Here is a 19,518-nt window from a genome sequence, read left to right as displayed (position 1 = left end):
GCTTAAGGAATAAAAATTGCTAGACTTTTGGTTTAGAACTCATCCCTATTTCTCACCCCACGGAATGTGTGTCTTGAAAGTATACTTTTATTTATTTAACAGTTTGTGCAGTTGGGAATGAACTATCAATCTGAGGACGAGTATTTACACGACATACCCCTAATTATAGCAGGGCCAGTGTTAAAACATACAGAACCTGAATCAGTTACGGTCTGGATTGCGCTCAAACAGGCTTATCAGGTAGAACTCAAGGTTTACGAGACGACAAATAACGGTACAGTGTTAGGAAATGCTATATTCCAGGGAAGACGTTCTACCATTGCCCTTGGCAAATCGCTGCATATTGTTGCTGTAACAGCTCGTTCTTTAAATATGTCCCGCCTCAGAAGCGATCGCATCTACGCTTACGATCTCCAATTCATTGACCAGACTGACCAAACTCAGCAAACTTTGCAGCAAGTCTTATGTTCAAAGCGCTTTCCTACGGTCAACATCAGCTATTTTGACCACCAAAAACCAACGTTTGTCCTACCACCCAGTAATCTGCAAGATTTGCGAATTGTACATGGTTCCTGTCGCAAACCCCACGGGCATGGGTTTGATACACTACCCATTCTAGATTGCCTCATTGAGGAAACTGCCAGCCAGCCTCGAAAACGCCCCCATCAACTGTTTTTGACTGGCGACCAAATTTATGGAGATGATGTATCTGAGCCACTATTGTGGGTTTCCAGTATGCTTGGTGATGCGTTATTGGGTTGGGAAGAACGGCTACCAGCCACTCAAAAAAAGCCTGGGGATGCTGCTCATTACACACCAAAGCAACTACCTCCTGGACATCGGGCTGATGTGGTAACTCACCAAGCTGGCTTCACCGCAGGATTAGACAATAAACGCGCTAAGGTCGTTAATCATCTTCTGAGCTTGGGTGAATATTATGCATCTTATTTATTGATTTGGTCTCCAGTGTGTTGGCCAGATACTTTTTCTCAGGGACGGAAAATGATGAAAACTCGCAAAGCCACTCGCCAGTGGGATCAGCAAGTTCAAAATCTGCGGCAATTTATCCACACTCTTGGGAAAGTCCGCCGCGCCCTGGCCAATATTCCCATGTACAGTATCTTTGATGACCATGATGTCAGTGATGACTGGAACCTCAACCAAAGTTGGTGTTTGCGGGTACTGGGACAACCCTTGGGGCAACGAGTGGTGCAAAACGCGCTGTTAGCTTATACAGTTTCTCAAGCATGGGGCAATACACCCTGGCAATTTGAAGCCAATCAATCTGGTGAAAAACTATTAATGGCAGCCCATGACTGGTCTGCTTCCCAAGGAACAGATACTGCGGCCTATGAGGCGATCGCTCGTTATGTGGGAATGCCCGCCAATAACCCCCACACTGGCTTAACTGAGTTTACTTTGGACGGTTCAGTCTTAGTCCTAGATCGACATCCAGAAGCACTTACTTGGCACTATACAGTACGTAGCAATTGCCATGAAGTAATAGTTTTAGATACACGTACATGGCGGGGCTACCCTGCTGATCAAAAACCGACAGCACCACCAATGCTGTTATCTCCACACACCTTTGAGCGTCAACTCTCCTTACCTCTACAACAAGCTTCTGGGATTCAAGCCACGATGGTGATTGCACCGACAAATGTGTTTAGTTTGAAAATAATTGATCGGATTCACCATTGGCAATTGCAACGTGACAAAGTGTTTGCCACAGATGTTGGAGATGCGTGGAATGTTAACTCCCAAGCATTGGCGAAATTGCTCACAACTTTATTTGCACAACGCCAAAAAATCGTGATCTTATCTGGAGATATTCACTACAGTTCAGTTATTCGTTTATCTTTTGTAAGTACTTCTCCAGATTTTGCCAACCCATCAGTTTTAGTGCAGTTAACTTCTAGTGCAATGAAAAACGAAGAGCCTATTACTCGTATACTGCATACACGACTGAAACACTGGCTCTTGCCCGAAAAGGTACGACATTGGATAGGATGGCTCAATCCACCGGATATGGTAGAACAAAGAGCTAGACAATCCCACCATCCGCAAATGAACCCAGATTGGAATTGTCAGCTGGAATGGATTCCTCGACAAAACTTTCAGACTCCTAACTTTGGCACTAATGTGTCATGGCTCAGGACTCCTCGACAAACAGCCAAAAACGATAGATGGCTATGGTTACAGCAGCTAATGTTCTGGAAATCTCCTTGGTTTCAAGATGGACGAGAAGTGGTGGGAGTCAATAATTTGGCCTTAGTTCAGTTTGAATTGACAGACACCAGTAATTCTTACAAAGTTATTCAAGATTCATACTGGTTTTCTTCCTGGTATCCTACCCGAATTGTTTATAGCCGCTTTGAGAGCCAACTATAGCGGTTCCCGCTTGAGTGCAAGACAGTATGAGTATGGGATGATGGAGTATATTAACGTCTAACCTGGATCTCTCACGAAAATTCTCAAAGCCTGATAAAGTCTACGAGATTTCAGTTTTTCGCACTGCATTGATGCTGTTGGCGAAGTCAAAAAACCCTCGTGTTTGTATAAGTCAATTCAGCGATGAAACGATTGAGAGCTTTTTGAACAGCTTTGTATCCAGGGGCTTGCTTACCTAATTTCAAGTCAAGTAGAATGCGATCGCGTAAAATCGTCAATCTCATTCCTGGAGAAAGTGCCACAGCTTTACTAGATTTTATGCAACTGTATATCAAAAGTGCTAAAGGAAATGTAGTGTGGAAACAGCTTCCCGAAATCTTACAATCTGCTATTTTCGCGCAAATACCCCCACAAAATAATTCGTAATTACAAAAGTCTTATACATTCTAGCTTTAGAGGATTTGAATCTCTTGCCAAAATTTAGAGAATTGGTATTACCAGACTGTGCAATCAATTATCGATTCGTGCTTCTAGCCAAGCCTGTAAATCAGCCACACTGGTAAAATCAAGCAAAGCTTCACCCAAATCTTCCAACATCGACAAAGGCAAACCCGAAACCAAAGAACGCACCTCCTGGGGAAGTTCTCCAAACCGCTTAGTCAACTGTCGGGAAACAAAGTTAACAGCTTCTTCTTGCCGTCCTTCCTCTCGTCCTTCTTCTCGTCCTTCCTGCTTAATTTCCCGATAAACTCTCGTTTCCTTTAGTGTAATATCTAACATTGCTTCTACCTCAACTCTACTCAGTTCATCAAACCGATAAGTCATGATTGTTGTAATTATCTCAATTATCGCACGACTATCTAATGGCGATAACTCAGCGCGAGTTCGACTTAACAAATACCGCGCTTGTTCTGGGGCTTCTTCCTCCTTGACAGTAGTTAACACCATTGCCGCCACCCACAACGGCAAAGAGCGAATGTCTCCCAATTCATCCAAATACACCCGATGTACTTGCTCTCCATTCAAAAAACCTCGATGCGGATGAATATCACTTTGTTCAGTACTACGTGACGGATAAATAATTACCGCTTGCCAATCACTAAATCTGTCACGATTGCGGTAAAAATATAATGATGATTCTGCAAATACCCGTTCATACAGTTTTTCGTCCTTTTGAAACTGTACCTCACAGAAATATACAATTCCCGGACTTGCATTTTCAGGTGGTAGAAACACCCCATCAATTTCAAACTTAGGTTCTTTGACAGCCACCGAGTCAAACCGATATACATCAGCATTCTCTGGCGGATTTGTCAATAATTCAAACAGTAAACTAGGAGATTGTTGAAATAGTTTATAAAAAATTGAATCACGCCGCATGAAGCATTCCAGTAGATAGTTAACCCTATCAAATATCTAAGCATATTTTTCTTAGGGGTAAAGCCGGATTTATTAATAGTCGTTTAGCTAATAATATCTCTGGGATGGCTACCATTAAAAGCTTTACTGCGGAAACTTATGAACGAGGTCGCGTCCTTGACGAAAGTCAAGCCTATCGCCGGAGTAACCGGAATGCGATCGCACTTCGGCTGCTTTTTATCCAGCGATTCGATTAGTGACTGTCTCCAGTATAGTTTGTCCGTCATTCTAGAGCTACCCTAACCAAGCATTAACGTCCTAGCATTTTATCTCGCAGATGCTTGATGCGATCGCGCAATTTTGCCGCCTCTTCAAATTCTAAGTTTTTCGCAGCATCTTTCATCTGTGCTTCTAACTTCGCAATCAACCCTGGAATTTCCTCTAAAGGCAGTTCATCTATATGTTCATCGACCACTTTTAAATCAGTCGCATTTAATCGCCGGGAAACATCTAAAAAAGATAAAATTGCATTACTCGATTTCTTAATAATCGGTTGCGGTGTAATTCCATGCGTCCGGTTATAAGCCATCTGAATCCCCCGCCTTCGATCTGTTTCATCAATGGCTTTAATCATGCTGCCTGTCATATTATCAGCATACATAATTGCTTGTCCCCGAATGTGCCGTGCGGCTCTCCCAATAGTTTGAATTAAGGAACGTTCGGCGCGTAAAAAGCCTTCTTTATCTGCATCCATAATTGCCACTAAGGAAACTTCTGGTAAGTCTAAGCCTTCCCGTAGCAAGTTCACACCTACCAAAACATCAAATTTCCCCGCACGTAAATCTTGTAAAATTTCGATGCGCTCAATGGAATTAATCTCTGAATGCAAATAGCGCACCTTTATACTGTGGTCTTGCAGATACTCAGTCAAATCTTCCGCCATGCGCTTCGTTAATGTGGTAATTAACACTCGTTCTTGACGGTCAACTCTGTCTTTAATTTCCCCTAATAAATCATCAATTTGTCCTTCTGTGGGACGCACGGAAATTTCCGGATCAATTACCCCAGTCGGTCGAATTACTTGATCAGCAATATGACCTTCAGATATTTCTAATTCCCAATTTCCTGGTGTGGCGGAAACAAAAATACACTGATTCACCTTTTGCCAAAATTCTTCTGCTTTTAACGGACGGTTATCAGCAGCACTGGGAAGACGAAACCCATGCTCAATTAAAACTTTTTTTCTAGCTTGGTCACCGTTATACATACCACGAATTTGTGGCACTGATACGTGCGATTCGTCTATGACTAACAGCCAATCTTTGGGAAAATAATCAATTAAACACTCTGGGGGTGCGCCAGCTTGTTTTCCGGCTAAGTGGCGAGAATAGTTCTCTACGCCGTTACAGTAGCCAACTTCACGCAACATTTCTAAGTCATAGCGTGTCCGTTGGTCTATGCGTTGTGCTTCTAATAATTTTCCCGCTTGTTCTAGTTCTGCTTTTTGTTGCTTTAATTCGGCTGCAATGTCATGACAAGCCACCTCTAAGCGTTCCTCTGGGGTGACAAAGTGACGCGCTGGGTAAACATTTACAGATTCCAGACTGCGGATAATTTCACCTGTCACTGGGTCAATGTAGCGAATCGCGTCGATTTCATCGCCAAAGAATTCTACACGGATGATCCGGTCTTCGTAGGCGGGACCAATTTCTAAGACATCACCCCGGACGCGAAAACGTCCCCGACCCATTTCTATGTCGTTGCGGCTATACTGCACTGATGCCAAATCACGTAAAATTTGACGCTGATTCACTTCCATCCCGATTTGGAAAGGAATGGCGGCTTTAAGATATTCGGCGGGAATCCCCAAACCGTAGATGCAGCTAATGGAAGCCACAACAATCACATCACGGCGTTCAAAGAGCGATCGCGTCGCGGAATGCCGCAACATATCTATTTCATCATTAATCGAAGCTGTTTTTTCAATATAAGTGTCGCTAACCGGAATATACGCCTCTGGCTGATAGTAATCGTAGTAGCTGACAAAGTACTCCACTGCGTTGTGAGGAAAAAATTCCCGCAATTCATTACACAGTTGTGCCGCCAAAGTTTTATTATGGGCTAATACCAAGGTAGGTCTACCCACTTTTTCAATGACTGCGGCTATGGAAAATGTCTTACCTGTTCCCGTAGCACCTAGTAAAGTTTGGTAACGGTTGCCAGTTTGGATACTGCTAGTTAGTTGTGCGATCGCCTGTGGTTGGTCGCCTGTGGGAATAAAGGGAGCTTGAAGACAAAATCCTGTCATACGGTTCTGTTGAAAATACCCTATCTCATGGTAACTATACAGTTCCGCCTCTGCCGAACTTAGGTAATCAAACTAATAAACAGCAAGATTATTTTACAAAATTTTACAATTTAAATTTTCTTATGTATCTCTTTTAAAGATACTTATATATTTACCAGGTTTTTTCAGGTTACACTCTTTATGCGTGGAAAAAAATTAATTTTTCCTTCATTATTGTAAAATTCAGTTAATAAACCAGAGGGATCGGTTTATGAATATTAGCAGCACTGGCGAAGAAATCGATCCTCAACAACAGGATACCAAGCTAAAGGGAGAAAATACAGTGGCAGTTGAAAATAAGCAGGATAATACTTTGAATACAGATAACATCGAAAAAGGCTCGGATCTGCCAGTGCCGAAAGAGGAAGGGAAACTAGCCGTTGCTGGAGTTCGTCCCATTGGTAGCAGTGATCTACAAATTGCTGGGACAGTCCAAATTTCTGGAATCCGTCCTATTGGAGTCAGCACTTTGACAGTAGCTGATACAGTAAATATTATGGGAATTCGCCCCATCGGCGCTCATACATTTGAAATTGTTGACACGATGAACTTATCCGGTATTCGTCCAATTGGTTCAAGTATACTAGCAATTTCTGATAGTTATTCGTCCTTCGGTAACCGTCCCACAGCCCCAAATGAGACTGATGAATCGGAAATTTTGATGGGTTTTCTCGATTAGTCCTCAAAATACTATAATTGCCATCACCCGGTTCCATAACACAACCGGGTTTTTTAATCAAATAAAATATTCAAGTTGCTTTTATAATCACTCTTTTTATATAGATAACTAATATACCTTATGGCGGAAGATGGCAATGCAAAAGTTTACTACAGTAGAAGGGTAGTGAAAAAGAGTTTTTAAAGTTAAATCATCACTTTAAAGACATTTTTTTATCCCATTAAGGAGTGCAAAATGAGCATAGAAGATCGCGCCAAAGCTACTGCTAAAAATATTGAAGGCAAAGCTCAAGAAGCACTTGGTAATGTTACTGGAGATCCAGAAGATAAGGCTAAAGGCAAAGCAAAACAAGCTGAAAGCCAAGTGCGTCACGGAGTAGAAAACGTGAAAGATAATGTCAAAGAAAAGCTAGATTAGAAATTCTTTTCTGTGGTAAATATCTAGCCACATAACCCGGGTTAATCTGATTATGCCAAGATAAACACTGTTTAAAATCTTGGCTAAATCCTTTTTGTGTGTGGGTACAAAAAATCTCGAAGTTATGAATACTTAACTTTGGTTTCTGACTGGCGAGGAGAATATAGGAGTAATGCGTGATTTATAAGTCAGCTAAAAAAAGATTTTTCTTATATTTACATCTACAGCAAACCCTGTGAATAAATTAAGTTTTCCTTTGATTCATGGGAATCAAATTACATAGTTGCTAACTATTTTACTATGAGAGGTAAAAAATGAATCTGCTTGAGCAGGGTCGCAAGATGGCGATGGCTTTCATCTTAGTTTTAGTGTTAACAATAACTACCGCTTGTGGCGGTGGTACTGTCACAGAAGTTGACCGCACTGCTACCCCACCAATTGGCCGTGATGTAACTTATGCACAGTTAGAGCGAGGTAACACTCCATCTGGACAAAATTTTGGTGACTGGGTTGTCAAAACATCGAGCGGTTTAATTAACGATGCTTATGTCCGCGATAACAATAAGTTAGGTGTGGTAATTTCTCCTCAAGTTAGACCTAACGAAGTGCGACCTCTAGCAAAATCCTTAGTGGAAGGTTTTCAGAAAAACTTTCCAGAGCAAAACTTAACTGTTTTAGTATATAGCCCTGACAAAAAGTTAATTTTGACTACTGAGTATGACAGGGCGACTAATCAAATTCAGTATAGCTAATTTGATTCAGACTCAATCATTCAGGTGATCAAAAAAAGGAGTAAGTAACGTGACAAGTAGCGAAGAGTACAGAAAACAAATCATGAAAGATTTGTCTAGTGGCAATGTAGAATCTCTTGATGATGCTTCCTATGACAACTTCGATGATTTTGCCCAACGGACAACACCTGATCAACGTCGTCAGTTATTTGGCAAATCTGCAAGTCCTGAACGGATACCTTCTAGCCAAATGGAGCCAGAATTACAAAAAGCGATCGCACAAATCAAACCCAATGAGCGGGATGATGTCGCTAAGGGCTTTTTCAAAGAATTGAAATCTAGAGGTTTAGACGAAAAACACTTAGAAAAACAATTAGGTCTTTCTACTCACAACCCTAACCGCATGAGCGCTGATGATGTGAGCAAACTTGCATCTTTCGCTTATCACAACCACCCGGATATTTTCCGTGACGTGTTAGCTGAACAACCGGCAATTATGAAGTTTCTCAGCAATCCCATTGTCGCCGGGCTGATTGGAGTTGCAGCAGCGAAGTGGTTCGGTAGTCGCAAGTAAAGATCCTGAGAAACTAGAAAAATATCTTCCACAAGTCTCTAAAAAAAGTAGGGTTGGTAATACCAATCCTACTTGACTTGTTTTGACCATGAAACCAAGCTCAAAAATAAGAATTTCCCTAGTTGTCTAGTATTTAAATAGTTTGAATAAAGTAATTTTTAACAATAAAATTCGCCAAATTGATTAGTTTTTAGCAACCTTATTCAGTTATTATACTAAATATGATTGCGTATAAGTAGATATAAGGAGATATTTTCAAAGTCGCAATTAGTCAAAAATCATGTAAATCATCGTAATTTAGATACCCCTGGCGAAAGCTCTTTGCCTATTGAGGGGAAATCTTCACTTTAATTGTGCCTACCTACTTAATAAAACTTTACTCGATATCAGAGGTGACAATGACTCAACTTTGTATTAAAAACAGCTTGTTCAAATTGGTATCAGCAACCGTCCTCGGTTTTGCTACTATTCAAGCTGCAACCCCAGTCCAAGCAACCACACTATCAGGTTTAATAACCTCTGGTGCTGACATAACTGGTATGGAAGTGACAGTCAACTTTTTCGATGGAGGCTCAGAGACACAAATCTGGTCAGCTATAGATAAAGAATCAGGTGGAGTTACTGGTAGTGACTGGACTCTGTTTCAATCAGGTGATAGCTTTGATCAACCTTGGACTTTCAACGCCGCCCAGTCCATTAGTTCCTTGATTATTAATGCTATTCCTGGTAATGCCGCTTTTGATACGAGTAATAGTCCTAGTAAATCAGGTTCAGAAGCAGGTCAATCTTTCTTCGTCCAATCAGGAACAGCCCCCACTTCATTCGACTACTTGGTTCCCATTGACATTTCCACAGGAGACCTATTTGGGACATTAATATTAGACTGGTCTGAAGGGTTTGTAGGTGAACTATCATACTTAGCTGATCTTGATAGCGGCACTACTGACGACCCAGTTCAACCTCTAGAGCAAATTCAAACTCTAAACCCAGGTCAAACTATATCTGTTCCTGAAGCAAATTCCATCTTCGGTCTGTTAGCGGTTGGTGCTTTCGGTGCTGGTTCATTGCTCAAACGTAAAGATGCACAAAAAACTCAGTTTTAATCGCAAGTAAATAATTCTTCAAAAAGTAGGCTAGCCAATGTCCAGCCTACCTTTTTACTGAGCCAAAACAGATTAAATTTTAGCCAATTCTGGTGCAGGACGCTTACTGTTACGAATATATGACACAGCTTCAGCGTAATCTGGAGCGTTAAATACAACCGAACTAGCAACAATCGCATGACTTTTGACTTTTGCTATATATATGGCTCCTAAAGCCTAATTTATTCTATTTTTAAGTAAAAACTTTAATTTTGCTTGCTTAATTCATCTGAAGATTCGCCAAGCTGATTGCTTTTTAGCACATCTGTACAGTAAATTGACTGTAAGTAGGATGCAGATAAGTGGATAGAGTGAATCAAGTAATTTAAGATTCTATATACTCACTAGATAGTTATTAAATCTGAGATACCCCTGCTGGAAACTCTTTGTCTATTCAGGGGTATCTTTCGTTTAATTGCGCCTACCCAATGATCAAATTTTACTAGATATCAGAGGTGACAATGACTCAACTTTGTATTAAAAACAGCTTGTTCAAATTGGCATCAGCAACCGTCCTCGGTGTTGCTACCATTCAAGCTGCAACCCCAGTCCAAGCACAAACAGTCATATCAGGTTTCCAAACCTTTGGTTCTCAGATGGCTGGTATGGAAGTGAAAGTCGACTTTTTTGGTGGAGGCTCCGAGACACAAATCTGGTCAGCTATAGATGCTAATTCAGGTGGAGTTACTGGTGGTGGCTGGAGTCTGTTTCAATCAGGTGATAGCTTTGGTCAACCCTGGACTTTAAACGCCACCCAGTCCATTGCTTCCTTGATGATTAATGCTATTCCTGGTAATGCCGTTTTTGATATTGGTACTTCTCCGAGTACACCAGGTTCAGCTGGAGGTCGATCTTTTAGTGTCCAATCGGGAACAGCCCCCACTTCATTCAACTACTCTCTTCCCATTGACATTTCCACAGGAGACTTATTTGGCGCTTTAAAATTAGATTGGTCTACAGGGTTTTTAGGTGAATTAAGATACCTAGCTGATACTGATAGCGGCACTGCTGACAACCCAGTTCAACTTCCAGAGCCAGTTCCACCTGTAGACCCAGTTCCACCTGTAGACCCAGTTCCACCTGTAGACCCAGTTCCACCTACATCTATTCCTGAAGGAAATTCCATCTTCGGTCTGTTAGCGGTTGGTGCTTTCGGTGCTGGTTCATTGCTGAAGCGTAAACAGGCACAACAGACTCAGTTTTAATCGCAAGTAAATAATTCTTAAAAAAAGTAGGCTAGCCAATGTCCAGCCTACCTTTTTGTTTATCCAAAACCGATTTAAACCTTGGCAAATTCTTGTGCAGGACGCTTACTGTTACGAATAGATGACACAGCTTCAGCGTAATCAGGAGCCTTAAATACAGCCGAACCAGCAACAATGGCATTAGCGCCAGCTTCCAAAACCTGCCAAGTATTATTAGCCTTGAGTCCCCCATCCACTTCAATCCAGGGGTCTAAACCACGCTCATCACACATTTGGCGCAATTGACGGATTTTGGGCAATACACCGGGGATAAAGCTTTGACCGCCAAAACCGGGGTTAACGCTCATAATTAGGATTAAATCGCACAATTCTAAAACGTGTTCAATTAGGACTAAAGGCGTACCAGGGTTAAGGACAACGCCAGCCTGCTTGCCTAATTCTTTGATTTGTCCCAATGTCCGGTGCAGGTGCGGCGAAGCATTATGCTCGCAATGTACAGAGATAATATCCGCACCCGCCTTGGCAAAATCTTCTACATACTTCTCTGGTTCCACAATCATCAAGTGGACATCCAGTGGCTTGGTTGTCACTGGGCGAATCGCCTCCACAACCAGAGGACCTATTGTAATGTTAGGTACGAAACGACCGTCCATGACATCAACATGAATCCAATCAGCTCCGGCGGCATCTACAGCCCGAATTTCGTCGCCCAGACGACTAAAATCCGCTGATAAGATAGATGGAGAGATCACAATGGGCTTTTGAGATGGTTTTTGGGTCATGGTTAGTGGGTTTTAAAGCGTTCTCGTCTGTAGGCATTGTAACAAAATATTGAGCCAATTCTAATAATTTTGATCCCACCCTGTTCCGACTGCCAAATAATTAATCCTCAACAGGGAAGCAAAAAAAATTATCTTGATAAACAATAATTAATAACAACTAATAACTAATTACTAAACAATGGGCAAAAAACTCAGCTGGATAGTTTGGGGATTGAGTGCTTCTTGTTTAACTGCGCCTGTACTTGCTTCAGCGCTGCAAACTTTTCTAGGCACTAATGGCATTGACGCTCTCAGATTACACCAACCTCCTTATAATTTACTTGGTCGCAAGATTGCCATTGGTCAGGTGGAAATTGGTCGTCCGGGAATGTTTGGCTGGGATAAGGCTGTATCTCAAAATCCGGCTATATCATTAGCAGCAGTGTTTTTACGCGATGGACCAGCTAAATCCAATACTGGTGTTGACTCCCACGCCTACAATGTTGCTGGTGTGATGGTTAGTCAAGATAAAGCTCTCCCAGGAGTAGCCCCAAAGGCGCGATTGTATTCGTCTGCGGTGGGTTCTACCAGAAACATGGGTCAGCCAGAAGAGTGCTTAACGGCACAACACATAGCCTTACAAAATGGTCGTGATGTCCGCGCGATTAACTTTAGCTTTGGTGAGCCGCTAAGTCGTGATCCGCGTCCGAATCCAGTTTTAGATGGTAATGCTTTACTAACTTTATGTCTGGACTGGTCTAGTCGCGTTCATGATGTTTTGTATGCGATCGCGGGTAACCAAGGCAAAGGAGGGATTCCCATTCCTACAGATAATTTTAACGGACTCAACGTTGCTTTTTCATCCCGCCGAGGAGATATTTTTAATAAAGTTGACGTTTCTAATCTAGCGGCTACGAAGAAAGGAGCTACGGCTCGGTTAGCTGGTAAGGAGTTTAATATTGATGGTCGTCCTTCTATCGCTTTGGTAGCACCAGGAAGTAATATTCCCATGCTGAATCCAGATGGTAAGTTGAATAAGGTCACAGGTACAAGTTTTGCGGCTCCTCAAGTTACCGCCACTGTGGCTTTGTTACAAGAATTTGGTGACCGACAGCTACAGGAACGACAACGCAATTGGAGTATTGATGCTCGCCGTCATCAAGTGATGAAGGCTGTATTGTTGAATTCAGCAGAGAAGCTGAAAGATAGTGGTGATGGCTTGCGCCTGGGTATGTCTCGGACGCTCATTGATAAACAAAATCAAGATTGGCTGGAATCGGATGCTTATCAAAATCCCCAAATTCCCTTGGATGCTCAAATGGGAACAGGTCATTTAAATAGTTTTCGGGCTTATCAGCAATTTAGCGCTGGTCAATGGCCAGCATCAAGCACAGTTCCGGCTGTTGGTTGGGATTATAGCCAGGTGGATGTGGGATCTACTGTAGATTATGCCTTAGCCAAACCTTTAAAAAAAGACAGTTTTGTGAGTATTACTCTGAGTTGGAATCGGTTGGTAGAGCTAAATGATACCAATAAAAACGAGCAATATGACTTGGGTGAAACTTTTAGCGATCGCGGATTGAATAACCTTGACCTATACTTAGTCAAAGCAGATGCTCAAGATGCCGATGCTGGTGTTGTTTGCTCCTCAGTCAGTGGAATTGATAGTGTAGAACATATATTCTGCCCCGTTTCTGCTGATGGCAATTATAAAATCCGTGTCCAGTTTCGCCAACAGGTCAACGAAGCCACTCAACCCTATGGTTTAGCTTGGTGGAGTGTTGCCAAATCTGCCTCCAATTAAAAGGGGCGCAATTTCAGTTTTCTCAGGTGCGTTATGGAGATCAGTTCTAACGCACCCAAAATCAAGAATGCTGGGTTGTGCGTGACAACACACGCTACTGGCTACTGGGTAAGATTTGGAGTGATGACTAGAGGGTAGCTCTGACACCAGGAGAGTGCAGTTTTAATGGCTACTAAGCACAGTGCATTATTTATAACTCAGCTTGGTTAATAAACTGTCACGAAGAAAATGTTCGATTTTATTCTAGAAGAGCTACTATTGATATAGTGCAAGGAGTGCTACCACTTCACACAATGTTTGTTACAAGTAATTCTGGCAATGCTTCTCTTAAAGTGGTATTACAGTTTTCAAATGTGGCATCAAACAAGTGAAATGGTATATACTTTTACAAAAAAGTACTTGAGTAAGCAAAATTCTCAAGTGCTTTTTTGTGTATAAAAAAATAAATACAAATATTAGTTGTTGTTTGCAGTTTAGCTTTGGTATCCAGTGTTTCAACGCAAACCAAGGATTGCGAAAAACTAACTGATTTGAGGTAAAGTTGAGCCGATAGGTCAAATATCATGCAAACTTCAGCGAACTAGTATATTTAAACCAATTTAAAAAGCATGGGTGGCAAATTAATTGTATTTGAAGGGGTGGAAGGCTGCGGCAAAACTAGCCAAATGCAGCTGTGTTGTCAATGGCTGCAAAATTTAGGGATCTCCGTGGTTGTGACTCGTGAACCAGGGGGAACAGAGTTAGGCTTACATCTGCGCCGCCTTTTACTGGAGAAGGTGGAAAATAAACCAATTGCTGAGGTGACAGAATTATTATTGTATGCGGCTGACCGATCGCAACACGTAGAACAAGAACTCAAACCGAATTTAGCAGAAGGAAAATATATATTGTGCGATCGCTATACTGATTCTACCACTGCCTACCAAGGTTATGGTCGGGGTTTGAACATGACCTTAATCGAACAACTCAATTATATGGCCACGGGTGGGTTAGAAAGCGACTTGACTATTTGGCTAGATGTCGATGTGGAAGTGGGACTAGCCAGAAAACAAGGTGATAAGTTTGACCGTATTGAACAAGAAACAATGGAATTTCATCGGCGTGTTCAGCAAGGTTACGCAGAGTTAGCCGCATCTTATCCATCTCGGATTGTCCGAGTAGATGGTAATTTAACTCAAGAAGCAGTGCAACAAGTGATTCAGGAAATTTTGCGCCAAAGGTTGCAATTTTGAAATTTACAGCAGTTTACCAATGAGTAAGACAAATTCGGATAAAATTCTCCAGGAAGACAAGTAAAAACAAATAAACTGTAGGGTGTGTTGTCGCGCAGCTCAACGCACCGTCAACAATTCAAGGTAAGCGGTAGTCCTACGGCATAACACACACTACGAATAATTTACATTCCTTCAGATACATTGAATTTTTCTCCCCGACTTACTTGCACAAAACAAGCATATGATCAATACAAAATTTTGTTGGATAATTCTGCGTGATCTGCCAAAAAAAAAGGCACAGATAGATACAGATGTTTATGAAATTGAAGGTAGTTTTCGAGGTTTTAAACAAGTTATATCTGGGCTTCATTATGTGGGCGTGAAAGTTGATCAAATCTATCAAGGCTTTTGGTCTTATCTAGAACCAAACGAGGTTTTAGTGAAAGTCTTTAACCACACTTCCCAGCAATTTGAAGACGATGAACCAGAAACCACAGCACACTACCAAAAATTAGCATTAGGAGGGGCGATGGATCACGTTCTCATCCCTTATGAGCATGATTCTGGAGAAATCTGGGAGAAATTAACTAACCATATTCATCCTCCTGTTTTTTCTCCAATTCTTAGAAATGCTGCGGTCAATATACCTGTTGACAATCCTAGTGATTTGCTCATGGAACAACGAAAATCCAGGTTTGAACAAACCTTATTTAACCAGCATGGTGGTGATATAGAGGCTTTTCTGAGTGAGCTTCAATTTGCCTTTGTGAGATGGTATGCACATGAAGATATAGAAGCCTTAAATCGTTGGAATTATCTCCTACAAGCTGTTTACAATGCTAGCGAGTTTGGTATTGCCAAAGCACCTAAACTCTTCTCTAGCTTGATTGACATTTTGTTAGCGCAGTTCGACTGTTTCCCACAGGATATGTTTACACCAAACAGCTTTGTCACCGCTCAAGCTAATTACTTGGCTGAAGACATGATTGACTCAGATATTGATGGTATTGTCGAGAAAGGGCAGGATTTTGAGGCTTATTTACAGAAAAGAGGAGTTTTGTCTGACTGAGGAATCTGAAAGTTCCTTACTTAAACGATCAATTTCGGAAGATGTTTTTATATTCCTCTGCAACTCCCTAACTGTGTTAACAAAACGACAATTTCATCCATTGATTGGCGGACAACTCTAGCAGGTTGTTCAGAATGATTCACAATTATACTAAATGCTAAAGGCTGATAATTAGGCGAATTTACATATCCTGAGAGGGAAACGACACCTGTCATCGTGCCTGTTTTTGCTTGGACAATTCCCACAGCCGGAGTGTCACGCAAGCGATTTGTTAAAGTTCCGCTCACACCAGCAACAGGTAGAGAAGCCCGAAAAAGTTCTGCTTGTGGTGATTTTGCCATTGCTTCTAAAGTTTGCACCAAAGCTTGGGGACTAATTAAGTTTTTGCGAGATAATCCAGAACCATCTACTAATATATAACTTGTGGGATCTACTCCTAATTTAGTTAAAGTAGTTTTGACAACTTCTAAACCTGCATCAGCTGTAGTTTGATTATTTTCTAATGGTTGTTTAGCTAACGCCCTCAGTAAAGCTTCCGCATATAAATTATTACTATTAATATTAGTCTCTTTTAACAACTCAGATAAAGGTGGTGATTCCACTGCTGCTAGTTCTCGTTCGTTTTTTCCACTCGTACCGTTAGACATCTGACTCACAGAAATTCCTTCCTTCACCAACGTCTGGCGGAAGTGACGCAAGAAATTTTGCACGGGGTCAAAAACAGCTATAGCCGTGATATTAGGGGTGGAATTTACAGCCATCTGTCCCTGAATTCGCAACACAGGCCCTTTTAAACCCCGGCTAACTGCAACAAATCCCGATTCATCTTTTGGAGTAGTTACAGAATTATTTTCCACTAGCCACTGATATGCTTCAAGCGGTTCATTCCATTTGAGTTGTAATGGTTTCCCTATAGTTTGGGGCGAAACTGTCAATAGAGAAGCATTTTCATTGACAATTAAACTGTTGACTGGTGCGCCATAATAAGCTCCTAAGTCTTCCCATTCCCAACTAGGATGAACAGTTTCTCCTTGAAGATAACTATCATCAGCAATCAACTGGTTAACTTGAGTAATACCCTGCTGGCGTAACTGTTGGGCTAGTTCTTGCAGTTGTGGTACTTTTAAACTGGGGTCGCCTCTACCGACTACACGCAAAATGCGATCGCCATCTTGATAAACAGAAGTGCGAATGCGAAAATCTGCACCCAGTTGTTGTAAAGCTGCGGCTGTGGTTAGTAATTTGGTATTAGAAGCTGGATTAAAATATTTTTCAGCATCTCGATGATAAAGAGTTTGTTCATCAGCCAGATTTTTGACTAAAATCCCCCAACGGACTCGACTAAATTCCGGGCTATTTGTGATGCTGTCCACTGCTGACTTTAATTGGGCGGGACAAATTGTTTTTGTGGTGGTTGTGGGTGTGACTGGTATTTGTGCTTTAGCTGTTTGTTGGCTGACAGCGATTTGGGTACTCAGAAACAGCGACAATAAGCCAATTGTAATTTTTTTAGACATCAATATAATGCGTAATTCGTAATTCGTAATTCGTAGTTTTTATCCTATGATAAAAAAGGTGTTCCCTAACCTCAGAGGCGCAGAGTACACAGAGAGAGAAGGAAAAGTTGGAAAAGTTGGAAAAAATTGCTTAACTGAACTAGACATCGACCAAATTTAAATATGCTTCACCTGAAACCTATGTAGAGACTATGTAGAGACGTTCCATGGAACGTCTCTACTTTTTAACCAGATGTCTACTCTATGCCTTATAACTTAGTTCCACACTCCGAACAAAAGTTATGGATAGGAGGATTTGTTGTCCCACAATTGCTACAAGAAACAGGTTCTACTACGGCTTTTGGCGGCTGTATGGGCAAACCGATCATTTGAGCATTGTTTTTGCCTGGGGCTACCATTGGGTAACAGTTTTCGTCTCTGGTGACTCGGACATCAACCACAACTGGGCCATCATGTGCTAGCATTTCGGCGATCGCACCTTGTAATTCCTCACGAGTCCGAACTACCATACCCTTAATGCCATAAGCTTTAGTCAAATGCTCAATGTCTGGCATCCCTACTTCCATATTGGAGGATGAATAACGCTCACCATAAAAGGCTTGTTGCCATTGGCGCACCATTCCTTGCCAGCCGTTATTCATAATTACAGTCTTGACATTAATGCCATACTGTGCTAATGTTCCCAATTCTTGCAAACACATCTGGAAACTAGCATCACCACTGATACAGATAACTTCTTCATCAGGGAAGGCGACTTTTGCACCCATGGCCGCTGGGACACCAAAACCCATCGTTCCCAAACCAGCACTAGAAATCCAGCGTCTGGGGCCGTTCTTCAGGAATTGTGCCGCCCACATTTGATGTTGACCCACGTCTGTGGTGTAAAACGCGTGGGGTGCTTGGCGACCAACTTCCACAATTACCTCTTGGGGTGAAATACTGTCAGCATAGTGAGGCACTTCTAGGGGGTAGTCTTGTCGCCAACGGTTAATTAAATTTAACCACTCTTGATTTTTGTGTGGGATGTTCTTGATGCCTGTTTCTTGACAGCGACGCAATAAGTCAATTAAAACATGGCGGACATCGCCGACGATGGGGACTTCAGGAACTCGGTTTTTACCGACCTCTGCGGGGTCAATATCGATATGAATTACTTTGGCATGGGAAGCGAATTCATCTAATTTACCAGTAACGCGATCGTCAAATCTCGCCCCAACGCAGATTAATAAATCGCAATCTGTCACTGCAAAGTTAGCGTAAGCTGTACCGTGCATCCCCAGCATTCCCACAGACAAGGGATGATGTTCATCGAATGCACCGATACCCATCAAGGTTGTGGTGACGGGGATATTAAATAACTCCGCCAGTTCTTTTATTTCTGCGTGGGCGTTAGATGCGATCGCGCCACCACCGACATACAATAAAGGACGGCTACTGTTCCGAATTAACTTCATTGCCGCATTGATTTGCCGAGGATTTCCCTTCACAGTGGGACGATAACCCCTTAATTTCACAGTTCCCGGTTCCACGGGTACATAGTCACATTCTTCTAAAGCCACATCTTTAGGCACATCAATTAAAACTGGCCCTGGTCTTCCAGTGCTAGCGATGTGGAAAGCTTCAGCCACAATGCGCGCCATGTCTTTGGGGTCGCGCACTACATAGGAGTGTTTGACTATTGGTAGGGTAATTCCGTAAATATCGGTTTCTTGAAACGCATCAGTACCAATTGATGCCCGTGGCACTTGTCCTGTCACCACAATCATGGGAATTGAGTCCATGTAGGCTGTAGCGATGCCTGTGACTAAATTCGTTGCCCCAGGGCCGGAAGTGCCAAAGCACACTCCTACCTTGCCAGTAGCACGAGCATAGCCATCGGCGGCGTGAGCTGCACCTTGTTCATGCCGGACTAAAATGTGTTTAATGGCACCAGTTGCTTCTACTTTGTATAGGTCATCGTAAATTGGCAGGATTGCCCCACCAGGATAACCAAAAATGTATTCCACTTCATGGCGGACAAGGCTGTCAAGTAGAGCAAAACCACCAGTTTCACGCTTGGGCGCGACGACTGGCGATTGAGTGACACCAGACTGATTGTGATTTTCGGTATGTGGGGGACTAGTTATGGATGGCAAGCGCACGGTCACGGTCAAACCTCAGACGATAGCTAAGTTAACGCGTCAATTCTGTATTTAGTATTCCATTTTAATGGAAAAATTGAATTTAATTCCGCTATTAAAATATAAAGTTTGACATAAACAAAGAATTGCTGTGATTTCGCAATGCAATTGCCTAGAAAAACCAAGTT

16 protein-coding genes and 2 pseudogenes are annotated in these 19,518 nt (G+C 42.1%); 12 read left to right on the top strand and 6 right to left on the bottom strand.

The window, feature by feature from the left end:
• The first annotated feature begins 117 nt into the window (after window positions 1–117).
• Together AACX33_RS10970 and AACX33_RS10965 are read left to right on the top strand one after the other, a co-directional pair.
• On the top strand, window positions 118–2,391 hold the full coding sequence (locus AACX33_RS10970) for a PhoD-like phosphatase (protein ID WP_193999148.1): 2,274 nt from the start codon (window positions 118–120) through the stop codon (window positions 2,389–2,391).
• Window positions 2,392–2,661: 270 nt separating this feature from the next.
• Window positions 2,662–2,817 (top strand): annotated as a pseudogene (locus AACX33_RS10965) (DUF1636 family protein); the annotation flags it as partial.
• Window positions 2,818–2,901: 84 nt separating this feature from the next.
• Here the strand turns inward: AACX33_RS10965 and AACX33_RS10960 are convergent.
• Complete coding sequence (locus AACX33_RS10960) at window positions 2,902–3,771, bottom strand: Rpn family recombination-promoting nuclease/putative transposase (RefSeq protein WP_193999150.1); 870 nt, start codon at window positions 3,769–3,771, stop codon at window positions 2,902–2,904.
• Window positions 3,772–3,875: 104 nt separating this feature from the next.
• On the opposite strand from AACX33_RS10960, the gene AACX33_RS10955 reads away from it, so the two are divergent.
• On the top strand, window positions 3,876–4,007 hold the full coding sequence (locus AACX33_RS10955) for a hypothetical protein (RefSeq protein WP_265338650.1): 132 nt from the start codon (window positions 3,876–3,878) through the stop codon (window positions 4,005–4,007).
• A 53-nt stretch (window positions 4,008–4,060) separates the two neighbouring features.
• On the opposite strand, the gene uvrB is transcribed toward AACX33_RS10955, so the two are convergent.
• Complete coding sequence (gene uvrB / locus AACX33_RS10950; protein WP_193999152.1) at window positions 4,061–6,058, bottom strand: excinuclease ABC subunit UvrB; 1,998 nt, start codon at window positions 6,056–6,058, stop codon at window positions 4,061–4,063.
• 250 nt (window positions 6,059–6,308) lie between these two features.
• On the opposite strand from uvrB, the gene AACX33_RS10945 reads away from it, so the two are divergent.
• From AACX33_RS10945 to AACX33_RS10925, 5 genes are all read left to right on the top strand, one after another.
• Complete coding sequence (locus AACX33_RS10945) at window positions 6,309–6,776, top strand: hypothetical protein (RefSeq protein ID WP_193999154.1); 468 nt, start codon at window positions 6,309–6,311, stop codon at window positions 6,774–6,776.
• Between the two features lie 234 nt (window positions 6,777–7,010).
• On the top strand, window positions 7,011–7,193 hold the full coding sequence (locus AACX33_RS10940) for a CsbD family protein (protein WP_193999156.1): 183 nt from the start codon (window positions 7,011–7,013) through the stop codon (window positions 7,191–7,193).
• Window positions 7,194–7,507: 314 nt separating this feature from the next.
• On the top strand, window positions 7,508–7,945 hold the full coding sequence (locus AACX33_RS10935; RefSeq protein ID WP_193999158.1) for a hypothetical protein: 438 nt from the start codon (window positions 7,508–7,510) through the stop codon (window positions 7,943–7,945).
• A 49-nt stretch (window positions 7,946–7,994) separates the two neighbouring features.
• A complete protein-coding gene (locus AACX33_RS10930) occupies window positions 7,995–8,498 on the top strand; it encodes a hypothetical protein (protein WP_193999160.1) in 504 nt (167 codons plus the stop codon).
• Window positions 8,499–8,896: 398 nt separating this feature from the next.
• On the top strand, window positions 8,897–9,601 hold the full coding sequence (locus AACX33_RS10925; protein ID WP_193999162.1) for a hypothetical protein: 705 nt from the start codon (window positions 8,897–8,899) through the stop codon (window positions 9,599–9,601).
• Window positions 9,602–9,673: 72 nt separating this feature from the next.
• On the opposite strand, the pseudogene AACX33_RS10920 reads toward AACX33_RS10925, so the two are convergent.
• A pseudogene (locus tag AACX33_RS10920) lies at window positions 9,674–9,781 on the bottom strand (ribulose-phosphate 3-epimerase); the annotation flags it as partial.
• 320 nt (window positions 9,782–10,101) lie between these two features.
• On the opposite strand from AACX33_RS10920, the gene AACX33_RS10915 reads away from it, so the two are divergent.
• Entirely contained in the window at window positions 10,102–10,845 is a 744-nt protein-coding gene (locus AACX33_RS10915; protein ID WP_193999164.1) for a PEP-CTERM sorting domain-containing protein, read from the top strand.
• 74 nt (window positions 10,846–10,919) lie between these two features.
• Here AACX33_RS10915 and rpe read toward each other — a convergent pair whose 3' ends face one another.
• Entirely contained in the window at window positions 10,920–11,627 is a 708-nt protein-coding gene (gene rpe / locus AACX33_RS10910; protein ID WP_089093358.1) for a ribulose-phosphate 3-epimerase, read from the bottom strand.
• 178 nt (window positions 11,628–11,805) lie between these two features.
• Here rpe and AACX33_RS10905 point away from each other — a divergent pair, with 178 nt between their 5' ends.
• The 3 genes from AACX33_RS10905 to AACX33_RS10895 all read left to right on the top strand — a co-directional run bounded on the left by AACX33_RS10905 (window position 11,806) and on the right by AACX33_RS10895 (window position 15,693).
• Window positions 11,806–13,410 (top strand): S8 family serine peptidase, encoded by a 1,605-nt coding sequence (locus tag AACX33_RS10905; RefSeq protein ID WP_193999167.1) that lies wholly within the window; start codon window positions 11,806–11,808, stop codon window positions 13,408–13,410.
• 608 nt (window positions 13,411–14,018) lie between these two features.
• Window positions 14,019–14,642: a dTMP kinase gene (gene tmk, locus AACX33_RS10900; RefSeq protein ID WP_193999169.1), complete on the top strand. Its 624-nt coding sequence runs from the start codon at window positions 14,019–14,021 to the stop codon at window positions 14,640–14,642.
• Between the two features lie 223 nt (window positions 14,643–14,865).
• Window positions 14,866–15,693, top strand: coding sequence for an AAR2 splicing factor family protein (locus AACX33_RS10895; RefSeq protein WP_227789016.1), 828 nt, complete (start codon window positions 14,866–14,868; stop codon window positions 15,691–15,693).
• Window positions 15,694–15,740: 47 nt separating this feature from the next.
• Here AACX33_RS10895 and dacB read toward each other — a convergent pair whose 3' ends face one another.
• Both dacB and ilvB read right to left on the bottom strand, forming a co-directional pair.
• Window positions 15,741–17,210 (bottom strand): D-alanyl-D-alanine carboxypeptidase/D-alanyl-D-alanine endopeptidase, encoded by a 1,470-nt coding sequence (dacB, locus tag AACX33_RS10890; protein ID WP_193999171.1) that lies wholly within the window; start codon window positions 17,208–17,210, stop codon window positions 15,741–15,743.
• Between the two features lie 248 nt (window positions 17,211–17,458).
• On the bottom strand, window positions 17,459–19,357 hold the full coding sequence (gene ilvB / locus AACX33_RS10885; protein ID WP_193999174.1) for a biosynthetic-type acetolactate synthase large subunit: 1,899 nt from the start codon (window positions 19,355–19,357) through the stop codon (window positions 17,459–17,461).
• Window positions 19,358–19,518: the final 161 nt, after the last annotated feature.

Origin of the sequence: Nodularia sp. LEGE 04288 (assembly GCF_963896525.1) — a bacterium.
In the GTDB taxonomy this organism is placed as follows: domain Bacteria; phylum Cyanobacteriota; class Cyanobacteriia; order Cyanobacteriales; family Nostocaceae; genus Nodularia.
The sequence above is the reverse complement of the archived record's forward strand: the minus strand, read 5'-3'. Positions and strand labels throughout refer to the sequence as shown.